The following is a 21,220-nucleotide window of genomic DNA, read 5'->3' on the forward strand; positions in this document are numbered from 1 at the left end:
GTTTGATGTCTGCCTCTCTCGCTACCGCGCAATCGCTGCTGCTCGCCCCCGCCAACCTCTCGCTCGACCAGCTCTCCGCCACGCTTGGCGGCTTGAGCAAACGCGGCGTGGAGTTCGCCGATCTTTACTTTGAGCATCACAAGTCCGAGTCCTGGTCGCTGGAAGAGGGCATCGTCAAAAGCGGCAGTTTTTCGATTGAATCCGGGGTGGGCGTGCGCGCGATCACCGGCGAGCAGACGGCGTTCGCCTACTCTGGCGACATCGGTCTGGCGTCCATCACCGAAGCCGCCAATACGGTTGCGGCGATCGGCCGCGCCGGGCAGAGCGCTTCGGTCGCAGTGAATGGCAAGACGGTGCATCCGGCGCTCTACACGGCTGCCGATCCGCTGGCCTCAATCAGCGACGACGCCAAGATCGCCCTGCTGCGCGAAGCCGAGCGCATCGCCCGCGCCCGTGACCCGCGCGTAACGCAGGTGATGGTGAACCTGGCCTGCGAGCATGTGGTGATGCTGGTGATGCGTACGGATGGTGTGATCGCTGCCGATGTGCGGCCGTTGTGCCGCCTCAACGTGTCCGCCATAGTCGAAAGCAATGGAAAGCGTGAGCAGGGCCGTTCTGGTGGAGGCGGTCGTTACGGCTTCGAGCACTTCGATAGCGAATTCATCACCAAGCGCGCTCACGAAGCGGTGGACATGGCGATCCTGAACCTTGATGCCCGTCCCGCCCCAGCGGGTGTGATGCCGGTCGTCTGCGGGCCCGGCTGGCCCGGCGTGCTGCTGCACGAAGCGATTGGTCACGGTCTCGAAGGCGACTTCAACCGCAAGGGCTCCTCGGCGTTCACTGGTCGCATCGGCGAACGTGTCGCCGCGCCCGGCGTGACGGTACTGGACGACGGCACCCTCAAGGACCGTCGCGGCTCGCTCACCGTGGACGACGAAGGCACGCCGACGCACGCCACGGTGCTGATCGAGGACGGCATCCTCAAGGGGTACATGCAGGACACCATGAATGCCCGCCTGATGGGCGTCGCGCCCACCGGCAATGGCCGCCGCGAGAGCTACGCGCACCTGCCAATGCCGCGCATGACCAACACCTACATGCTGGGCGGCCAGCATGATCCGCAGGAAATCATCGCCAGCGTCGAAAACGGCATCTACGCCGTCAACTTCGGCGGCGGGCAGGTGGACATCACCAGCGGCAAGTTCGTCTTCACCATGGACGAAGCCTGGAAGATCGAAAACGGCAAGCTGATGTACCCGATCAAGGGCGCCACGCTGATCGGCAACGGCCCCGATGCCCTCACCCGCGTTACCATGATCGGCAACGACATGGCGCTCGACGAAGGCATCGGCGTCTGTGGCAAGGAAGGCCAGAGCGTGCCGGTCGGGATCGGGCAGCCGACGCTGCGTATTGAAGGCCTGACGGTGGGCGGCACGGCGTAGCCGCCCCACCGCCAATTTCGTCGCGAACGGTACAGTACCGGGAAATGAGCGACGCCAACCAAACCCCGCGCTTTCGCCGCACGAAGCGTGTCGCAGTGGTACTGGCTGGGTTGCTGATTCTCGTTGTCGCACTGCTTGTATTGCGCTGGCAGCTCGCGACCCAGCGCATTGATCAGGTTGCAACAAAGGCCGCAACATTGGCTGCTACCCGGAAGGTGGCCGTTTCGGGTGACGATGCACGCCGCGCTGGCGCGCCCGCCCGCCTTGGTGGCGCCAGTGAGGCAGCGGGCGTTGCTGCTATGCATATGTCGAGCGTCGACGCTTATCGCGAGCGAAGTGCTGATGACCGCGCTGCATTGCCTCACATCCGCGGTGCAATGGACGGTGCTGCATTGGCGCGGCTGCAGACGCTGGCGGATGCGGGCAACGCCCGAGCAGCCTGCATCCTGAGTGCTCAGGCAACCAAATGCAACTTCCTGCCTGGCGTCGTTCGCGACAGCATTACCCAGCTGTCTGCCGGCGTGGCCTTGCATCACGAGCGCGGCAGTATTCCATCGCCCGAAATGTTGCGCGCACTGGAGCACTCTCGCACCAGTGCATCCGCCCTTGCCCGCGAGTGTGCGGGGGCGCCGGCGATGCCGCCGGACGCCGCGTGGCGGTATCTGCTGCAATCGGCGTTGCTGGGCTATGAGCCGGCGATGCTGCTATTTTCGCAATGGCCGCCGGTTGACTTTGGTGAACCCAATACCTCTGTCGATGCGGTCATCGCCTACCTTCGCTATTCGGGTTCGCTGACCGAGGCGCTTGCGCAACGCGGCGATCTCAACGCGATCACGTCGCTGACATGGGAGTACGGCCACCACGGTCCGAACGTACTTCAGGCGCTGGGCCTGCGTGCGCTGCCGGCAGATCCGACTCGTGCGCTCATGTATGCCTACGTACGCGAGGGGGTGATGCTTCGCCGCGAGGCCGAGCGTCCCGGATCGACCGCGGCATATGGCCAGGCACATGCCGCAGTGGAGCGCGTTCTTCCCGCCGTCGACGAAGCGGGCCGGCAGTGGGCGCGGCAGATGGCGGATCAAATGCTGGCGACATTCACACCAGACGCGCTTCGCCCGTCGGCCCCCGCATCGGAACAGGCGGAAGAGCCCACGCTGTGGCAGCAACTCGAGGACATATGCAGGGAGTAAAACGCTACCGGCGTCGGCGTTGTGTGGCGATACACGACGGCGGTCGCGCGTTGATGGCATGATTGCGGCCGCAAATTCGTCTACTTGTCCAGCTCATTGCATTAATCCGGAGTTGATCCATGTCCCGCCCATTGCTCGCTGTCGTCCTCGTTGCACTGTCTGTCACCGCCTGCGGCCCCAGCCCCGAGCAGGTGGCGCGTGAGGAGGCGCTGAAAAAGCTCGATCAGGCCGCCAAGGAGATGGAGGCAGCAGGCAAACGCGCCGAGGCTGCCGCCGCCAAGGGCGATGTGGGCGCGGCTGTCGGCGAGGCGATGAAGGCGTTGGGTGGGCTGGCGGGCGCCGCCGGCGGCGGTTCGTATGAGCCGGTGGACTTCCGCAAGCTCAAGGAGGCGCTGCCGCAGGAGCTGCCAGGCTTTGAAAAGGGCGAAGGCTCGGGCGAGAAGAACAATGCTTTCGGCATTTCAGTGTCTGAGGCGAAGCAGTCGTTCCGCACCGCCGACGGCAACAAGCGCGTGCGCTTCGAGATTACCGATCCGGGCTCACTCGCCGGCCCGTTCGCGCTGGCCAACGTCTGGCTCAACGTCGAGGTGGACAAGGAGTCCGGCGACGGCTACGAGAAAACTTCCACCGTCGGTGGCCGCAAGATTCACGAAAAGTGGAGCAAGGACAGCAAGCGCGGCGAGGTGCAGATGGTCGTCGGCAACCGTTTCATGGTTGAGGTGAATGCCGAAGGCGTGGAAATGAACGACGTCAAGGCCCTGCTTGGCAAGGTTGACGTCGCCCGACTGGAAGCAATGAAGGGCGAAGGCAAGAAAGCGTCGTAGTCGCGACGCGATCCGTGCTGCGGCGGCTCAGGACACCGCCGCCGTCTGCATCAACTCTTCGATCAGGGCCACCGATACGGCGCCCGACACCGCATAGGGATCAAGCACCGCCTTCGCCGAGTGCTTCAGCAGCACCGCCATATTGAGGCGGTCAAAGCTCACCTTGCCCATGGACCAGTCGGCAAACTTGCGCGCCATGATTTCCTCGAAGTGCAACAACTGAACGTCATGATGACGCGGGTCTCTGGCGATCCGGTTGTAGGTTTCGCTGACTTCCTTGCGACCGCCCTCCAGCATTTGCAGAAAGATGAATGTGTTGGTGCAGAGCACCCCGGTAATGCCATTGGCCGGGTTGTTGCGGCGGGAGACGGCGAGGATATCTTCGAACTGGGCGGGCGTCAGCGTCGCTTTGGCGCGGCTGGCATAGACGAGACGGACGAGCATGATCAGGACTTTCGGCTATCAATCAAAGCGAGAAATTCGCGACGCAGGTTGGCGTCTTTCAGGAACGAGCCGCGCATCACGCTGTTGATCATCTTCGAGTCAACATCCTTGACGCCGCGCCACTGCATGCAGAAGTGATCGGCCTCCATCACCACGGCGAGGCCATCCGGCTGAATCTTTTCCTGCAGCAGGTTGGCGAGCTGGCTCACCGCTTCCTCCTGAATCTGCGGGCGGCTCATCACCCAATCCGCGAGGCGCGCGTACTTTGACAGGCCGATCAGGTTGGAATGCTGGTTGGGCATCACGCCGATCCACACGCGTCCCATGATCGGGCACAGGTGATGCGAGCAGGCCGAGCGGATGGTGATCGGGCCGACGATCATCAGCTCGTTCAGGTGCTCTACGTTGGGGAATTCGGTGACCGAGGGCTGCGCGGTGTAACGGCCACGAAACACTTCATTCAGGAACATCTTCGCGACGCGCTTGGCGGTGTCCTGTGTGTTGTGGTCGCTCTCGGTATCGATGACGAGGCTCCTCAACACCTCGCGCATCTTTGTTTCCACCTCGGCCTGCAACTCGGCAGCTTCGCCGTCGCGAATGAATTCACTGATGTTGTCGTTGGCGTGAAAACGCTGTCCGGCGGCCTTGATGCGGGTTCGCACCCGCTCGGAGGCTGGCATGGACGCCAAGTCGCGCTCGGCGGCGGCGCGCGCGTCGGCGTGTTTGGTCGAGGATTCAGCGGTCATCGTTGCAACATCCAGGGTGGCCGGAAGAACATTTTCGCATGGCTGATTAACCCGGTTGCGTGTATTGACTTCGCCAAGGACCTTTGTCGCAACGCCCACGCGGGGCGCCCGGCGACAGGGAAATTTGGCACGCCTATTGCGCCCCCGCCGTTCTGTCGCTACAAACGACGCTGGCCTGCACAACGGGCCGGACAACAACTTCCAATACGTCATCACGAGAGGAAATACGATGGGACTTTTCAGCTGGAAAGAGAACAACTCGGGCGGCATCGTCGCACCCGACGAGCGGCTGCCGTATGGGGCGACGGTCGCGATGGGCATTCAGCACGTCATCGCCATGTTCGGCGCCACGGTGCTGGCGCCGATCCTGATGGGCTTTGATCCGAACGTCGCCATTCTGATGAGCGGCGTTGGAACACTGATTTTCTTTCTGATCGTCGGCGGTAAAGTGCCGAGCTACCTGGGCTCCAGCTTCGCGTTCATCGGGGTGGTGATCGCGGCGACCGCGTATGCGGGCAAGGGACCGAACTCGAATCTCGCGGTTGCGCTGGGTGGCATCATCGCTTGCGGCGCCGCGATTGCGGTGATCGGCCTCATCGTACAGATGATCGGCGTCGGCTGGATCGAAAAGTTCATGCCGCCGGTCGTTACCGGTGCCGTGGTTGCGGTGATCGGCCTCAACCTCGCCGGCATCCCGATCAAGAACATGGCGCCGACGCCGTTCGATGCGTGGATGCAGGCGGTGACGTTTGTCTGTGTGGGCCTGGTGGCGGTGTACACGAAGGGGTTGATGCAGCGGCTGCTGATCCTCGTCGGGCTCATTCTCGCGAGCATCGTGTACGCCATCCTCACCAACGGCATGGGGCTCGGCAAAGCGATCGACCTCTCCGGCGTGGCCAACGCCGCGTGGTTCGGTGCACCGAACTTCGTGTCCCCCACGTTTGACGCCAACGCGATGCTGCTGATCGTGCCGGTGGCCATCATTCTGATCGCCGAGAACCTCGGACACGTCAAGGCGGTGTCGGCGATGACAGGCAAGAACCTCGACCAGTACATGGGCCGTGCCTTCATCGGCGACGGCGTGGCAACGATGGTCTCCGGCGCTGCCGGCGGAACGGGGGTAACGACCTATGCCGAGAACATCGGCGTCATGGCCGCCACCAAAATCTACTCGACGCTGATCTTCGTCGTCGCTGGCCTCATCGCCATCCTGCTCGGCTTCTCGCCGAAATTCGGTGCGTTGATCCAGGCCATACCACTCGCGGTGATGGGCGGTGTCTCCATCGTCGTGTTCGGCCTCATCGCCGTCGCTGGCGCCAAGATCTGGGTCGACAACAAGGTGGACTTCAGCAACAACACCAACCTCATCGTCGCCGCGGTCACGCTGGTGCTTGGCACCGGCGACTATACGCTGAAGTTTGGCGGATTCACTCTGGGTGGAATTGGGACGGCTACGTTTGGGGCGATTCTGCTCTACGCGATTTTGCGGAAGCGGTAGCGCGCAACCGTAAACCCGTAGCCCGTATGCTCGCATCCGGGCCAACTGATACGAACTGGCCTATCTCGCCACCCAGTCAGTGCCTTCGTCGTGGCGGTTGAATGGCAGAAGGAAAGGAACCCGGATGCGAGCATCCGGGCTACGGTACTAAAGGAGTGGCTGTGGAGAACCATGAAATCGGAGTTGGGCGTCACAGGATTCGTGTCGGGGACACAGTGCACGTGCGGTTGTCTACAGGATTTGACTACGTGGCCGAGATAGCTGTGTCTGCTGCAGAGCTAGGGAAAATAACAGGCACTGTCGTCGAGCTTTACGATTGGGAGTCAAGATGTTTGGTCGAAGTCTCTGACGCCCGAGCACGATTTCGAGGACGCTGTTTGACGTTCTCTGATCGAGACGTCTTTCGGTCAAAGTACGGCGACGATTCTGCTCTCGGGTGTGAAATACCGCGTCTGGGTGGGAATGCAGAGCAGGAGTAGCGCCGTCCTCTGTATTAGTCTTCAGCCCGAACTCTGCTAAATTCACACTCTTTTTGGGGGACTTATGAAGAGGTCGGTCAAACTTGTTCCACTCTGTCTGGCTGTTTTGGCTGGTCTGCATGGCTGCTCCATGACGATTAATGCGCGTATATATGACTTGGGCGGCTCCGGCGGCGTAGCAAATGCTGAATTCAAGTGGACGGGCAGCGGTACAGGTCCTTTGACGGGGTCATTGCCGGATGGAGAATCGTTCCGGGGGGAATACACCACTGTGGCATCAGGAATCACCGGATGGGGGACGACGTTTAGCAGCGTCTACACCGTCAATCTCAGTAACGATTTGCAACGCGGTTCCGCCATAGCGACAGGCAACCGTGGCACGGTCATTGATTGCGAATACGTTGTTCGGTCCGGTTCAGCGACTGGCTATGGCGTCTGTAGGGACAACAAGAAACGCACATACCGCCTGATGTTTGGCGGCTAGTAACGTAGCCCGCAGAAGCGAAGCGCGTCCGGGTTCCCGTTAGGTCTACCGAAAGCTCTCTTCGACACGGTTCGATTGACAAATGCCTTGACGCGCTTCGCTCCTCAAGGCTACTTGACTGTGCGTACGCAAAAGCGTACGCTTTGCAAATGACCACCGTTCTAACCGCCAGCGAAGCCCGAGCCAACCTTTACCGTCTGATCGACGAGGCGGCAGATTCGCATGAACCCATCGCGATCACCGGTAAGCGCGCGAACGCGGTGCTGGTGTCGGAAGACGATTGGAACGCGATTCAGGAGACGCTGTATTTGCTCTCGGTGCCGGGCATGCGTGAGTCCATCAAGGATGGTATGGCGCAGCCGGTCGGCAAGCTTGCCAAGAAGCTCGATTGGTGAGCTGGCAACTCGTCTTCACCAAGTACGCCCAAAAAGACGCGAAGAAGCTTGCCTCAAGCGGGCTCAAGCGGAACGCGCAGGAGTTGCTGGATGTACTTGCGGTCAATCCGTTTCAGAACCCGCCACCCTATGAAAAACTTGTCGGCGACCTGAGCGGCGCATACTCGCGGCGCATCAATATCCAGCATCGGTTGGTCTATCAGGTACTTGAAGCGGAGAAGATCGTGAAGGTCCTGAGAATGTGGACTCACTACGATTAGCCTCGCCGCAGCGTGATTTAGCACAAAAACTGTACGCATTGACAGTGTTTCGCGCAGCAGGTGATAATCCCGCGATGCGCGTCACCTTCCCGAACTCCCCTTACTCGCTAGAGCAGCCGTATCCACCCGCAGGCGACCAGCCCACGGCGATTGCTACGCTGGTGGACGGCATCGACTCGGGCTTGCAGTACCAGACGCTGCTTGGTGTGACCGGCTCCGGCAAGACCTTCACGATGGCGAACGTGATTGCGCGCACCGGGCGCCCGGCGATTGTGATGGCGCCGAACAAGACGCTGGCGGCGCAGCTCTACAGCGAGTTTCGCGAGTTCTTTCCCGACAACGCGGTCGAGTATTTCGTCAGTTACTACGACTACTACCAGCCCGAGGCGTACGTGCCGTCGCGCGATCTGTTCATCGAGAAAGACAGCCAGATCAACGAGCACATCGAGCAGATGCGGCTCTCGGCCACCAAGAGCATCATGGAGCGGCCGGACTGCATCATCGTGGCGTCGGTCTCCTGCATCTACGGCATCGGCGACCCGGTGGACTATCACTCAATGATCCTGCACCTGCGCGAGGGTGACAAGATGGACCAGCGCGCCGCGATCCGGCGCCTGACCGAGATGCAGTACGACCGCAACGACATGGACTTCGCCCGTGGCCGCTTCCGCCTGCGTGGCGAGGTGCTCGACATCTTCCCGGCCGAGCACGCCGAGACGGCGGTGCGCGTTACTTTCTTCGACGACGAGATCGAGCAGTTGCAACTGTTTGACCCGCTCACTGGGCATATCAAGCAGAAGATTGGCCGCTTCACGGTGTTCCCCGGCTCGCACTACGTGGCGCCGCGCTCGAACGTGCTCAAGGCGGTGGACAAGATCAAGGAGGAGCTGCGCCAGCAGAAGCAGTTTTTCATCGACCAGATGAAGCTGATTGAGGCGCAGCGTATCGAGCAGCGCACCCGGTTCGATCTCGAAATGCTGGCCGAGATTGGCTTCTGCAAGGGCATTGAGAACTACTCGCGGCACATGAGCGGGCGACAGGCGGGCGAGCCGCCGCCGACGCTGATTGATTACTTGCCGCGCAATTCGCTGATGTTCATCGACGAATCGCATGTGACGGTGAGCCAGGTGGGCGGCATGTATCACGGCGACCGTTCGCGCAAGGAAAACCTCGTCAACTACGGCTTCCGGCTGCCGAGCGCGCTGGACAACCGGCCACTCAAGTTCGAGGAATTCGAGAAGCTGATGCCGCAGACGATCTTCGTCTCGGCCACGCCGCAGAAGTACGAGCAGGAGCACGCCGATCAGGTGGCCGAGCAACTGGTGCGCCCAACCGGGCTGGTGGACCCGGTGCTGCACGTGCGTCCGGTGGCCACGCAGGTGGACGATCTGCTCGCCGAGGCGCACGCCCGCGCCGACAAGGGCGAGCGCGTGCTGGTGACCACGCTCACCAAGCGCATGGCCGAAGATCTGACCGATTACCTGAACGAAAATGGCCTCAAGGCGCGCTATCTGCACAGCGATATCGACACCGTGGAGCGGGTGGAGATCATCCGTGACCTGCGGCTGGGTGAGTTCGACGTGCTGGTGGGCATCAACCTGCTGCGCGAAGGGCTGGACATTCCTGAGGTGTCACTGGTCGCGATTCTCGATGCCGACAAGGAAGGCTTCCTGCGTGCCGAACGCAGCTTGATCCAGACCATCGGCCGTGCGGCACGGCACATCAATGGCACCGCGATCCTGTACGCCGACAGCATCACCGATTCGATGAAAAAGGCGATCGGTGAGACAGAGCGCCGTCGCAACAAGCAGATGGCGTTCAACCAGGCGCACGGCATCGTGCCCAAGGGCGTGGAAAAAGCGATCAAGGATCTTATCGACGGCGTTTATGACGCCGAAGAAGAGAAGCGCACCGCCAAGGATGCCAAGGTCAAGAAGGAGTTCGCTGCGCTCGACGAAAAGGGCCGCGAGAAGACGCTCAAGCAGCTCGAAAAGGCCATGTTCGACGCCGCCAAGAACCTCGAATTCGAAAAGGCCGCCGAACTACGCGACCAGCTCACCAAGCTGAAGGAAGAGATGTTTGGGGTGGGGCACGCAGGAGCGGGCTGAGAGCGAAGGCGACTCAGTCGTGCGTGACGCCCTGTGGGAGCGGCTCTGCCGCGACTGTGGTGGCACGCCAAAGATGGTTGCTGGGCAAACGATGGTCGCGGCAGAGCCGCTCCTACAACGCGGCTGGCGCGCTGGCTTGACTCACAACGACGCCGGCTGACCGTTCGCGAGCACCTGCGGCCATCTGCCATAACCCGACGATAATCGTTGCATGGAACTCGCCGCCTACCTGAAATCCTTCCTCGGCCTGCTGGCCATTGTGGACCCGTTCATTGCGGTGCCGATGTTCCTTGCACTCACGCCGACTGCCACCGCGCAGGATCGCATGCGCATTGCGCGCATTGCGGCGATTGCAGTGTTCTGTGTGCTGTCGGTGGGTTTGCTCGGCGGCGGGCCGGTGCTGGATTTCTTCGGTATTTCGCTCTCGGCCTTCAAAGTGGCGGGCGCACTGTTGCTGCTGCTGTCAGCGGTCGATAGCTTCAACGCGGCGCCGGGCCGGCAGCGGCAGACGCCGGAGGAGGAGGCCGAGGCGCACAGCAAGCATGCGGTGGCGGTGGTGCCGATCGCGACGCCGCTGCTGGCAGGGCCGGGCGCCATTTCAATGGTGATCGTGTTTGGCCAGTCGCATCCCGGCGTGAAGACGCTGGGGCAGGTGGCTCACCTTGGCATGCTGCTGCTGGTGATCGCGGTCGTCGCGCTGATCACCTGGCTCACGCTCAGGGCGGCGCAGCGCGTGTCCGTGGTGCTCGGCATCACAGGCATGAACGTCGCCACCCGCGTCGGCGGTTTGATCACTGCGGCGCTGGCGATCGAGATTCTGGCATCCGGGCTGACCGGGCTGTTTCCGGGGTTGAAGCAGTAGCAGCTTTTTGCTGAAAGCAGCACGGGACAAGGGCTTGACGGCAGGTTTTGGCAAAAACCGACTCTGCAATGAACTTGGCGGCCAGCCCTGTTTGGATAAGCCTTACAGCAAAAAGCTGATCGATAAACCGCCCTTGTCGTGCAGCAAACCGACGCATCAGCGGTGCCATGAAATGAACACGGCCAGTGGCGGGTGTTGCTCCCGCGCACTAGCCGCGCTGCATGGTCTGGTGTGGCGCTATTTGCTCAAGAGCAATTGCGGTAGCCACAGTGACAGTGCCGGCACGTAAGTGACCAGCGCCAGCACCAGCAGTAGTGCACCAAAGAATGGCAATAGCGCCTTCACCAGTGCTTCGATCGAAATTTTGCCGACGGCGCTGCCAACGAACAGCAGGCCGCCCACTGGTGGCGTCAGCAGGCCGATCGACAGATTTACCATCATGATCATGCCGAAGTGCACCGGATCGACGCCAATGGACTTCACAACTGGCATCAGGATCGGCGTCAGGATCAGGATCAGCGGCGCCATGTCCATCATGGTGCCGAGAATCAGCATCATGATGTTCATGCACATCAGCAGCACGTAGCGATCCGTCGACAGCGTCGAGAACATCGTGGTGATCTGCTGCGGTAGTTGCATCAGCGTCATGATGTAACCAAAGGCGGCAGCAAAGCCGATCAGGATCATCACGATGGTGACGGTTTTCACCGTGCGATGTACGAGTTTTGGCAGGTCGCGCCACTTGTAGTCGCGATAGATGAACATGGTGACAAAGAATGCCCACAGCACGGCAATTGCCGCCGATTCGGTGGCGGTGAAAATGCCGGAGAGGATGCCGCCGAGGATGATGACCATCGTCATCAGCCCCCACAGCGCATCGATGCAAATCTTGATGGCCTGTTTGAACGGGATGACTTCGCCCTTCGGGAAATTGCGCTTGTGGGCGGTGTAGAGACACAGCACCACCAGCGTAAGCCCAAGCAGCAGGCCCGGCAGCACGCCGGCGATGAATAGCGCCGAGATTGACACCGTGCCGCCAGCCGCCAGCGAATAGATTACGGCGTTATGACTGGGCGGAATCAGGATGGCTTGCACTGAGCCGCTGACGGTGACCGCCGTCGAGAAGTCACGCGGGTAGCCCTTCTTCTCCATCTCGGGGATCAATACCGAGCCGATCGAAGCGGTGTCTGCCACCGACGAGCCGGAGATCGCGCCGAAGAAGGTTGAGGCGAGGATATTCACCAGCGACAAACCGCCGCGGATGAAGCCGACCAGCACGCTGGCGAAGTTCACCAGCCGTCGCGACATGCCGCCCTCGGCCATGATGGCGCCGGCCAGCACGAAGAACGGGATGGCCAGCAGCGAGAATTTGTTGACGCCAGCGGCGATCTGGATCATCACCGCGTCGATCGGAATGTCGATCCACCAGGCGCCAATGATGGCCGCTGCGCCCAGCGCATAGGCAACCGGCACGCCAAGGATCATGAGCACGGCAAAGCTGCCGAGCAGCACCAGCGCGTCCATCAGTTCGCTCCTTCGCCGTGGTCGATATCGTGATCGAAGCGCACGATGGCGCGATTGTTTTGCGGGCCGTAGGTCATGTGTTCGAGAACGAATAGCAGGGTGAACAGGCCACCAACCGGGACTGGCAGGTAGCTGAAGCCAACTGGCATCCAAGGTAGCTCAGCGATGCTTTGCCCCCAGGTTTCCATGCAGAGCTTGGCGCCGTACACCACCATGAAAACCGCCAGCGACAGCATCACGACATGCACCACCAGTGCGGCGAAGCGTTGCAGGCCTGCCGGCAGGCGGTCAGTGACCATCGCCACGGCGATGTGCGAGCCAGCACGATAGCTTGCGGCCGCGCCGATGAAGGTGAACACCACCATCAGCAGGATCGAAATTGGCTCCGGCCACTGCGAGCCGCTGCCCAGTACGTAGCGGGCAAAAATGCCCCACGGAATGATCAGCGACATGAAAAAAATGGCTGCACCGGCGAGCCAGATGCAGATGTTGTAGAGCGCGTCCATCGCGCCCAAGATTGGTTCCCTCACCGGTGCCTCCCGTTTCACCTTTTGTGACGTGGCAGCTGCGGCGCTGCGCAAGCTTCGCCGTCTACTGTCACGATGCGGTCGTGGCCAGCGGCTGCCGGTGATGGCAACCGCCGTACCACGCAGCGTCTGCCTTACTTGACGTCGGCGACGCGCTTCATCAGATCGGCGAGCTGGGCGCCGTACTTGGCGCGCACCGGAGCGGTGGCGTCATAGAAGGGTTTCTGGTCGACACTGACGAACTCGATGCCAGAGGCCTTGAGCTTGCCGGTGTATTCGGCGACGCTCTTGTCCCACAGCGCGCGCTGCTCCATCTGCGCTTCGCGCGAGAGCTTCTTGACCAGAGCTTTGTCGGCATCCGAGAGCTTGTCCCAGGTCACCTTGGACATCACAAAGATTTCCGGGATGATCAGGTGGTTGGTCTGGGCGTAGTACTTGGTGCCCGTTGTGTAGTGATTGGACGTGAAGTAGCTCGGAGCGTTGTTCTCGGCGCCATCGATCACGCCGGTTTGCAATGCGCTGAAGACTTCTCCGTAGGCCATCGAAATGCCATTGCCGCCCATGGCGTTCATGGTGTCGACGAACAGCGGGTTGCCCATCATGCGCACCTTTACGCCCTTCAGGTCAGCCGGGCTGGTGACCTTCTTCTTGGTGTAGAGGCTGCGCGAACCGCCATCCATCCAGCCGAGTGCGACCAGTTTGGCCGGGCTGCTGGTGACTTTGGCCAGCAGCTCGTCGCCTACCGGACCATCGATCACCTTGCGCATATGCGCTTCGTCGCGGAACACGAACGGCATGTTGAACACGTTCACTTCGGGAACGATTGGGCCGATCACGCCGAGCGAAATGCGCGCCATCTGGATTGCACCCAGTTGCACCTGCTCAACGGCTTCTTTCTCCTGACCAAGTACCGCACCCGGGAACATCTGGATCTTGATGCGACCGTTGGTGGCGGCCTCAAGCTTCTTGCCCATGTTGTCGATGGCGGCAACCGTCGGATAACCGGCCGGATGCGTGTCATGGGACTTGATCACGATGTTTTGCGCTTGCACGGCAAACGACAGCGCGCCACACAGGGTCGCAGCAGCGAGAGCTTTTAGCTGGAATTTCACAGGAACCTCCTTGTTTGATAACACTGGAACACAGACACAGGGTTGGATAGGCGAGCGGGTGGGTCAGGTCAGCCGAACCTTTGGCTCAGGCAGCCCTTGCACACCTGGCCGCAGGGCGAACACACCGCCTGCCAGCGGTTGATCGGAAAGATCAACGCCGCCGGGGCGGATCGAGGTGACGAACAGGGTATCAAGGTTTTCCCCACCAAACGCGCACATCGCCGGCTTTTTCACCGGGACAGCGAACGAGCGGTCGAGTTTGCCGTCGGGGGTGTAGCGATGAACGAAGCCGGCATCGTTGCCGCAAATCCAGTAGCAGCCGTCAGCGTCCACTGCGGCGCCATCGGGGCGGCCGGCCATCGTGCCGCCGGCGATGAAAACCCGGCGGTTGGCCGGGGTGCCGGTTGCAACGTCGTAGTCGTATGCCCAGACGGTGGTTACCGTGGGATGTGAATCGGAGAGGTACATGGTGCGGCCGTCGGGGCTGAACGCCATGCCGTTGGGCACGATCAGCTGATCAACGAGGGCACGCTGATTGCCGTTTGCGTCGAAGCTGCTGACGACGCCGACTGTTTTCGCCGCCGCCATGTCGAGGAACATGGTGCCCGCAAGAAAGCGGCCCTGACGATCGCAACGACCGTCGTTGAAACGCATGCCAGGCTCGGCATGGCGAGCCGCAGCGAGCAGTTCGGTGTTAACGCTACCATCGTCAGCGAGCGTTGCCATGAAAACGCCACTTTCCATCGCTGCCAGCCAGCGCCGTCCATCAATGTGGGCGATGCAGCCAGCCATTTCCGGCAACGACCAGGCGCGTACCGCGCCGCTACGGCTGTTCCAGCACAGGATCGCCTTGGCTGGAATGTCCACCCAATACAGCGATGCCTCGTCGGCACGCCACACCGGGCTTTCGCCGACGCCATGCTTGCCGTCAAAAATCAGCTCAGCAACAGCCATGAATCAGGCCGGCGGGTAGGGGCCAAACTTGACGAACTGCCCGCCCTGATACATCGCAGCAGGGTCGTCGGCAGGCAGACGCGGCACGTTGGCTTCCACTTCGGCGCGGAACGGGTCCGACGAGTCTTTCGGCGTCCAGCCGAGATGCGTCGCCAGCCGGTTGTCCCACCACGACGGTTTGTTGTCGGATGCCGCGTAAACAACCGTATGGCCGACGTTGGGAGTGAAGATTGCGCAGCGAATGAGTTCGGTCAGATCGTCATAGCTGAGCCAGGTGCTCAGCATGCGATGGTCCAGCGCCTTCGGGAACGACGAGCCGATACGCATGCACACGGTCTCGACGCCATAGCGGTCGTAATAAAAGCGCGACAGCAGTTCACCAAACGCCTTGCTGACGCCGTAGTTGCCGTCTGGCCGCATCGGCGCGGTGGCATCAAGACGGTCGGTCTGCTTATGAAAGCCGACGACGTGGTTGGAGCTGGCGAACACCACGCGCTTCACGCCTTTCTGGCGTACACCTTCATAGAGGTTGTAGGCCCCGCGGATATTGGCGTTCAGGATCGGTTCGAACGGGCCGTCGATCGACATGCCACCGAGATGCACCACCGCATCGACTCCATCGAGTAGCGCCAGCATGGCGTCGTAGTTGCCGAGATCGCAGCGGACAGCTTCCTCGTGTGCGGCGGTGGCGCCGAGGTCGGCGACGTCGGAGACGCGGACGATTTGCGCGAACTGATTCAGGCGCGGGCGAAGCGCCTTGCCCAAACCGCCTGCGGCCCCAGTCAGTAGCAACCTGTTGATTTTTTGTGACATTTCAGATGTGGCAGGAAAGAGAGCGGAATTTATAAGACATCATACAACAGGCTAGTGCGTACCAATCAGTAATCTGGTGTCCAGCGGAGGGCCGATCGGTGCCGGTACCCGCCGTCGCGGCTTGAATGGTAGCGCTAACATGCAATGTAGTCGTTTCCGCAAAGCGAGTCAAATACTGCTGACGGCCATCGCCGAAACGCGATCGGAAAAGCTGCGGTGACGTGAGCGCAAGCGCCGGGGTAGGGTCTCGCGGCGGTGAGGGACCGTCGCCAAATCCAGCGCGCGCCGCCGTCTGGCATGTCGCCAGATGTTTGCAAAACCGTCCGTGCACTGGCGTTTGCACTGCCAATACAATGCGTCCAGCATCCTGTCGCCCTGCTGCAAGTCGTTTCACCAGGCTGTGCGGGCGAAGTATGATGTCGAACAAACAGAAGAGTGCACAATCCGCCGATGAACAAACCGACCGCACCACGTACGCCGCGCAAGAGCCGCAGCCTAGCCGTTGACCTGGTTGAGACGCTGCAATCCCGCATCAAGGATGGCACCTACGCGCCCGGCATGCGGATGCCGACGGAGGCGGAGATCATGGCGGAGCATGGTGTCAGCCGGACGGTGGTACGGGAAGCCATTTCCCGCTTGCAGCAGGCGCGTCTGGTGGTTACCCAGCACGGTATTGGCAGCTTTGTCAGTGAGGCGTTGCCGGAGGAGCCGGGTTTCCGCATTGACCCTGTTGATGTGGAAACGGTCGTGGACCTGGTTAACGTGCTTGAGCTGCGGGTGAGTCTGGAGACCGAATCGGCGGGTCTGGCGGCGTCACGTCGCAATCTGCGTCAACTGGGTGAAATGCAGGCGGCGGTGAATGAGTTTGCCGCCTGTGCGGCCGAGGGCAAGGACACCATCGAGGCTGACTTCCGCTTCCATCTGGCCATCGCCGAGGCAACACAGAACCCGCACTTTTTCGATCTCATGCGCCACCTGGGTACCACGGTAATCCCGCGAGCCCGCGTGAACTCGCCGCAACTGGCCAAGGAAGAGAAGAGCGCCTACCTCGAGCGCGTCAACCGTGAGCACAAGATGATCTTTGACGCCATTGAGCGCCAGGATTCAGACTCGGCGCGGGCAGCGATGCGTGTCCACCTGACCAACAGCCGCGAACGCCTGCGCCGCGTGACCGAAGAGTCCTGACCGTACAGGATCGGGCCGCTGCCCTGGCGGTCGTATAAGTCCCCTCTGGAACCAGGTCGGCTGAACGGCGGATTGCCTTGGTCCGCGTGCCCTCGTGCCCGCAACTTTTTTTCGCTATCGCGGTAGGGCACCGTGTTTGTCATTTTTTTGGCACGGGCTTGTGCCCCATCACTGACTGATTTCTCAACAGATGTCAGATGTATGATGTCTATGCTATAGTTTCCGCAAGATGAGTGGACGCAGCGGTTTTTTTTTGCTGTGGCGCGTCTCAAGCGCGCCGCAGTGAAGGCTGAGTCAGGGCATTGGACAGACACCGACAGTGATCGTACAAGTCGCTGGCGGTGGGGGATCAGCAACAAGGAGGAGAGATCAGTGAAGCACGGCAAACCATTTCTTTTGTCGCCGGTAGCCATCGCGCTGCTGGCAGCCTGGGGACAGGCATCGGCGCAACAGCCGCCTGCTACCCCGGCCGCGCCCGCAGCACCGGCAGCGGCACCTGCAGCGGAGCAACCGAAGAGCAGCAATGTCGTCGAGCAGGTGGTGGTGACCGGCTTCCGGGCCTCGCTCGAAAGCGCGATCAACAAGAAGCGCGAGGACAACGGCATCGTTGACGTAGTGAAGGCCGAAGACATCGCCAAGTTCCCGGACACCAATCTCGCCGAGTCGCTACAACGCGTGCCCGGGGTGGTGATCGCGCGTGACGCCGGCGAAGGCCGCAACATCACTGTGCGCGGCCTCGGTTCGCAGTTCACCCGCGTTCGCATCAACGGGCTGGAGGCGCTGGCAACGACCGGCGGCACCGACAGTTCCGGCGGCAACAACCGCTCGCGTGGCTTCGACTTCAACGTGTTCGCCTCCGAGCTGTTCAACTCAATCACTGTCCGCAAGAGCTCCTCGGCAGACGTTGACGAGGGCTCACTGGGCGCCACGGTGGATCTGCAGTCTGGCCGTCCGTTCGACTACAAGGGACTGACCGCCGTTTTCTCCGCCAAGGAGCGTTACAACGACCTGTCCGGCACCACCGACCCGCGTGCCGCTTTCCTGCTGTCGAATACGTGGGTCGATGGCAAGGTAGGCGCCCTGATCTCCGGTGCCTATTCAAAGCGCCGCTTGTTTGAGGAAGGCTTCAGCTCGGTACGCTGGGACAACGGAGCGTCCTCAGGCGGCTGGTGTGCCCCGACCGGCACGACGGCCAATCCGAGCACCTCAACTGCGACCACCTGCGGCCCGGCGGCGCAGGGTGTTGCACGGCTCACCGGCAATGCCGATACCAACGCTGCCTATACCGCTGCCAGCGACGTCAACAACTTTCACCCGCGCCTGCCACGCTACGGCCGCCTCACGCACGATCAGGACCGCATCGGCCTGACCGGCGCGCTGCAGTTCCGGCCGCGTGAAGGCACGCTGATGACGCTCGACATGATGTATTCCAAGCTCGATGCAACGCGGCAGGAAGACTATCTCGAGGCGATCTCCTTCAGCCGCACATTGTCACAAGGCGGCAAGCCGCAGACCAGTGTGGTCTCGACGGCCTATGCCGCCAACGGCGCGCTGCTGTATGGCGTCTACAACGGTGTCGATATCCGCTCCGAATCGCGCTACGACAAGCTGTCCACCGAGTTCACGCAGCCCACCTTCACGCTGGAGCAAGACATCGGTGAGTCGATCAAGGTGACGGCCAAGGTGGGCCGCGCCGAGTCCCGCTTCCGCAACCCGATCCAGACCACCACGACGCTTGATGCGTTGAACGTTAACGGCTATTCGATTGACTTCCGTGGCAACGATCGCCTGCCGCTGATCAAGTATCCGTTCGACGTCACCCAGGTGGGCGGGGCGCTGACGCTGGTCGGCGTGCCGGTTGCCGCTTCGGGCACGCAGCCCACGACGATCGCCAACACGACGTCCAGCGAGATCCGCATTCGCCCGCAAGGCACCACCAACCGCAACGACGTTGCCCAGTTGAATGTGGCGTGGGAGGCGGTGCCGGACAAGCTGACCATCAAGTTCGGCCCAGACTACAAGAAGTATCTGTTCGACACCTACGAGTTCCGTCGTGTCAACCAGAACGACACCATCTTCGCGCCACCGGCAGGCTCCAGCGTGGCCAGTCTGACGACGACGCTCAACGGCTTCGGTCGCGGCCTCAACCTGCCAGGCGGTACGCCGACTTCGTGGGTGATTCCGAATCTGAGCGCAATCACGCAGGCGTACAACATCTACTGCAACTGCATCATCAGCGGTCCGGCTGGTGGTCCCGGCGACTTCACGCTGTCGTCGATCACCAACGGCAATGCCCGCGGCAACAATCAGAGCGTCAGCGAGACGGATACCGGCGGCTGGTTCATGGCTGACTTCTCGCACACGCTGTTCGGCCGCCCGGTGCGCGGCAACGCGGGCGCACGTTACGTTGAAACCAAGATGTCAGCGACCGGCTATCAGGCCGCCAGCGGCGGCACCCAGGTGACGGTGGACAACAAGTACAGCGATTTCCTGCCGTCCGCCAACATTGCGATGGACGTCACCCGGGACTTTGTCGTGCGCCTGGCTGCGGCGAAAGTCATGTCGCGTCCGCCGCTCGGCAGCGTCAGCCCCGGCGGCTCGATCAGTACCACGGGCACGTTGTCGATCTCGACCGGCAACCCGTTGTTGAAACCGTATCGCGCCAAGACCTTTGATGCGAGCTTCGAGTGGTACTTCAACAAGAACTCGATCGTGAGCCTGGGGCTGTTCCAGAAGAACATCAGCACCTACATCCAGAGCCTGCGCGTCAACGTGCCGTACAGCCAGACCGGCTTGCCGCGTTCGCTGTTGCCGGCCAACTTCACCGGTGAAGAAGTGTTCCAGGTCACCACGCCGGTGAACACTGACGGTGGCAAGCTGACCGGTTTCGAACTGAACTACCAGCAGCCGCTGAGCTTCCTGCCGGGACGCTTGAAGCATCTCGGCGTGCTGGCGAACTACACCCAGGTACGTTCACGCATCGCCTATCTGGTGTCGCCCACGGGCAGCGCCACGATCACCGACGACCTGCTGAACCTGTCGCCGAAGTCGTATAACGCTACCCTTTACTACGACGACGGCCGCTTCAGCGCGCGCGTTTCCGGCTCGTATCGCAGCGGTTACCTGACCCGTGTTCCGGGCCAGAACAACAATGACGTTGAGGGCACCAACAAGTCGCTCAACGTTGATGCGTCGATCTCGTACAAATGGAGCCCGAAACTCGAGCTGACACTGGAAGGCGTGAACCTGACCAATCAGGCCAACGACCAGTTCATCAGCCGTGCGCGCAACAGCTCGGTGGCCTACACCGTGACCGGCCGCGAAGTGCTGGCGGGCTTCCGCTACAAGTTCTAGTCACCAGGCAACGAGTGGATGCTGCCCGCGCAGCATCCATCTGGCCGCGCCGGGCATCCACCCGTCGCGGCGTTTTTTTGGGGATTACAGGCATGAAACTCCATCGCACATTCATCAGGTTCGCGGCCACCGCAATCGTCGTGTGCGGAATGGCGCAACATTCTCCGGGGTATTCGCAGACAATGGACACATCGCGCACGATCGCCGACAAGGGCATTCGCGTGATACTGGTCGGTGACTCGACGATGGCGACACGCACGGGCTACGGCGATGCGCTGTGCAAGCGCTTTGTTGCGAGCACCGAGTGCATCAATCTGGCGCGCGGCGGACGCAGCTCGAAGAGCTTTCGCGTCGAAGGATTGTGGGACAACATGCTGAAGATTCTTGCCGACAACCAGGCGAGTGCGGCGTCTGGCAATGCGCGCAAGACCTGGGTACTCATCCAGTTCGGCCATAACGATCAGCCCGGCAAAGCCGAGCGCTCCACCGATCTGGTGACTGAATTTCCGGTCAACATGGCGCGCTATGTCGACGAGGTACGGGCTGCAGGTGGCGAAACGGTGCTGGTGACGCCGCTGACACGTCGCAGCTTCAAGGACAGTGTCTTGCAGAATGACTTGCGACCCTGGGCTGAGGCGGTGATACGCGTCGCACGCGAAAGGTCGGTACCGGTGATTGACCTTAATGCGAAGAGTTACGCCGCAGTCGCTGCGATGGGTACTGCGGAGGCCGATACGCTGGCCGAAGAGCCGCAGCCGAAAATGCCATTGCCGGAGGGCGTGAAAAGCCGTTTCGACTACACCCACCTGGGGCCCAAGGGGGCCAGCCTGTTTGCTGACATGATGGCGAGCGAAATTGCTGCGGTGGTCCCGGCGATGGCGAGGTATTTGCGCTGATCGCTTCCGCTTTCCTGGTTATCAGTTTTGCGCTGTGAGCCTTATTGCAATTGGGCTTAAGGTAATTTTTGGCAGATAGTCGGCTTTCCAGAAAATAGGTCTGCAGCCCACAATTCAATGGAG

18 protein-coding genes are annotated in these 21,220 nt (G+C 61.4%); 11 read left to right on the forward strand and 7 right to left on the reverse strand.

What is annotated here, in order from left to right:
- Window positions 1-5 precede the first annotated feature (5 nt).
- The 3 genes from tldD (at window position 6) to FKL89_RS09385 (ending at window position 3,456) form a co-directional block, all read left to right on the forward strand.
- Window positions 6-1,442 (forward strand): metalloprotease TldD, encoded by a 1,437-nt coding sequence (tldD, locus tag FKL89_RS09375; RefSeq protein ID WP_156862504.1) that lies wholly within the window; start codon window positions 6-8, stop codon window positions 1,440-1,442.
- Between the two features lie 44 nt (window positions 1,443-1,486).
- Window positions 1,487-2,632, forward strand: coding sequence for a hypothetical protein (locus FKL89_RS09380; RefSeq protein WP_156862505.1), 1,146 nt, complete (start codon window positions 1,487-1,489; stop codon window positions 2,630-2,632).
- Between the two features lie 119 nt (window positions 2,633-2,751).
- Window positions 2,752-3,456: a hypothetical protein gene (locus FKL89_RS09385; RefSeq protein WP_156862506.1), complete on the forward strand. Its 705-nt coding sequence runs from the start codon at window positions 2,752-2,754 to the stop codon at window positions 3,454-3,456.
- 27 nt (window positions 3,457-3,483) lie between these two features.
- On the opposite strand, the gene FKL89_RS09390 is transcribed toward FKL89_RS09385, so the two are convergent.
- Complete coding sequence (locus FKL89_RS09390) at window positions 3,484-3,900, reverse strand: BLUF domain-containing protein (RefSeq protein ID WP_156862507.1); 417 nt, start codon at window positions 3,898-3,900, stop codon at window positions 3,484-3,486.
- 2 nt (window positions 3,901-3,902) lie between these two features.
- Window positions 3,903-4,580: a GTP cyclohydrolase I gene (gene folE / locus FKL89_RS09395; RefSeq protein ID WP_238363594.1), complete on the reverse strand. Its 678-nt coding sequence runs from the start codon at window positions 4,578-4,580 to the stop codon at window positions 3,903-3,905.
- Between the two features lie 295 nt (window positions 4,581-4,875).
- Here folE and FKL89_RS09400 point away from each other — a divergent pair, with 295 nt between their 5' ends.
- The 5 genes from FKL89_RS09400 (at window position 4,876) to FKL89_RS09420 (ending at window position 10,732) form a co-directional block, all read left to right on the forward strand.
- Window positions 4,876-6,144 carry a solute carrier family 23 protein gene (locus FKL89_RS09400; protein ID WP_156862509.1) on the forward strand — a complete coding sequence of 423 codons (1,269 nt, stop codon included), beginning with the start codon at window positions 4,876-4,878 and terminating at the stop codon, window positions 6,142-6,144.
- A gap of 1,112 nt (window positions 6,145-7,256) precedes the next feature.
- Window positions 7,257-7,502: a type II toxin-antitoxin system Phd/YefM family antitoxin gene (locus FKL89_RS09405; protein WP_156862510.1), complete on the forward strand. Its 246-nt coding sequence runs from the start codon at window positions 7,257-7,259 to the stop codon at window positions 7,500-7,502.
- Window positions 7,499-7,762, forward strand: coding sequence for a Txe/YoeB family addiction module toxin (locus FKL89_RS09410; protein ID WP_156862511.1), 264 nt, complete (start codon window positions 7,499-7,501; stop codon window positions 7,760-7,762). The genes FKL89_RS09405 and FKL89_RS09410 overlap by 4 nt, the downstream gene beginning before the upstream one ends.
- Before the next feature lie 74 nt (window positions 7,763-7,836).
- A complete protein-coding gene (uvrB, locus tag FKL89_RS09415; RefSeq protein WP_156862512.1) occupies window positions 7,837-9,870 on the forward strand; it encodes an excinuclease ABC subunit UvrB in 2,034 nt (677 codons plus the stop codon).
- 211 nt (window positions 9,871-10,081) lie between these two features.
- A complete protein-coding gene (locus FKL89_RS09420) occupies window positions 10,082-10,732 on the forward strand; it encodes a MarC family protein (RefSeq protein ID WP_156862513.1) in 651 nt (216 codons plus the stop codon).
- Window positions 10,733-10,969: 237 nt separating this feature from the next.
- Here the strand turns inward: FKL89_RS09420 and FKL89_RS09425 are convergent, their stop codons facing one another.
- The 5 genes from FKL89_RS09425 to FKL89_RS09445 form a co-directional block, all read right to left on the reverse strand.
- Window positions 10,970-12,256, reverse strand: coding sequence for a TRAP transporter large permease (locus FKL89_RS09425; protein ID WP_156862514.1), 1,287 nt, complete (start codon window positions 12,254-12,256; stop codon window positions 10,970-10,972).
- Window positions 12,256-12,786 carry a TRAP transporter small permease gene (locus FKL89_RS09430; protein WP_395707145.1) on the reverse strand — a complete coding sequence of 177 codons (531 nt, stop codon included), beginning with the start codon at window positions 12,784-12,786 and terminating at the stop codon, window positions 12,256-12,258. The genes FKL89_RS09425 and FKL89_RS09430 overlap by 1 nt, the downstream gene beginning before the upstream one ends.
- Before the next feature lie 131 nt (window positions 12,787-12,917).
- Entirely contained in the window at window positions 12,918-13,895 is a 978-nt protein-coding gene (locus tag FKL89_RS09435) for a TRAP transporter substrate-binding protein (protein WP_156862515.1), read from the reverse strand.
- A gap of 63 nt (window positions 13,896-13,958) precedes the next feature.
- Complete coding sequence (locus FKL89_RS09440) at window positions 13,959-14,849, reverse strand: SMP-30/gluconolactonase/LRE family protein (protein WP_156862516.1); 891 nt, start codon at window positions 14,847-14,849, stop codon at window positions 13,959-13,961.
- A gap of 3 nt (window positions 14,850-14,852) precedes the next feature.
- The gene (locus tag FKL89_RS09445; protein WP_156862517.1) at window positions 14,853-15,662 is read right to left on the reverse strand and encodes an NAD-dependent epimerase/dehydratase family protein; all 810 of its coding nucleotides are present in this window, start codon (window positions 15,660-15,662) and stop codon (window positions 14,853-14,855) included.
- A 450-nt stretch (window positions 15,663-16,112) separates the two neighbouring features.
- Here FKL89_RS09445 and FKL89_RS09450 point away from each other — a divergent pair, with 450 nt between their 5' ends.
- From FKL89_RS09450 to FKL89_RS09460, 3 genes are all read left to right on the forward strand, one after another.
- Window positions 16,113-16,847: a FadR/GntR family transcriptional regulator gene (locus FKL89_RS09450; RefSeq protein WP_156862518.1), complete on the forward strand. Its 735-nt coding sequence runs from the start codon at window positions 16,113-16,115 to the stop codon at window positions 16,845-16,847.
- A 372-nt stretch (window positions 16,848-17,219) separates the two neighbouring features.
- Window positions 17,220-20,201, forward strand: coding sequence for a TonB-dependent receptor (locus FKL89_RS09455; protein WP_162527467.1), 2,982 nt, complete (start codon window positions 17,220-17,222; stop codon window positions 20,199-20,201).
- A gap of 182 nt (window positions 20,202-20,383) precedes the next feature.
- Complete coding sequence (locus tag FKL89_RS09460; RefSeq protein WP_238363567.1) at window positions 20,384-21,097, forward strand: rhamnogalacturonan acetylesterase; 714 nt, start codon at window positions 20,384-20,386, stop codon at window positions 21,095-21,097.
- The last annotated feature ends 123 nt before the right edge of the window (window positions 21,098-21,220 follow it).

The organism is Casimicrobium huifangae, from assembly GCF_009746125.1.
Taxonomy (GTDB): domain Bacteria; phylum Pseudomonadota; class Gammaproteobacteria; order Burkholderiales; family Casimicrobiaceae; genus Casimicrobium; species Casimicrobium huifangae.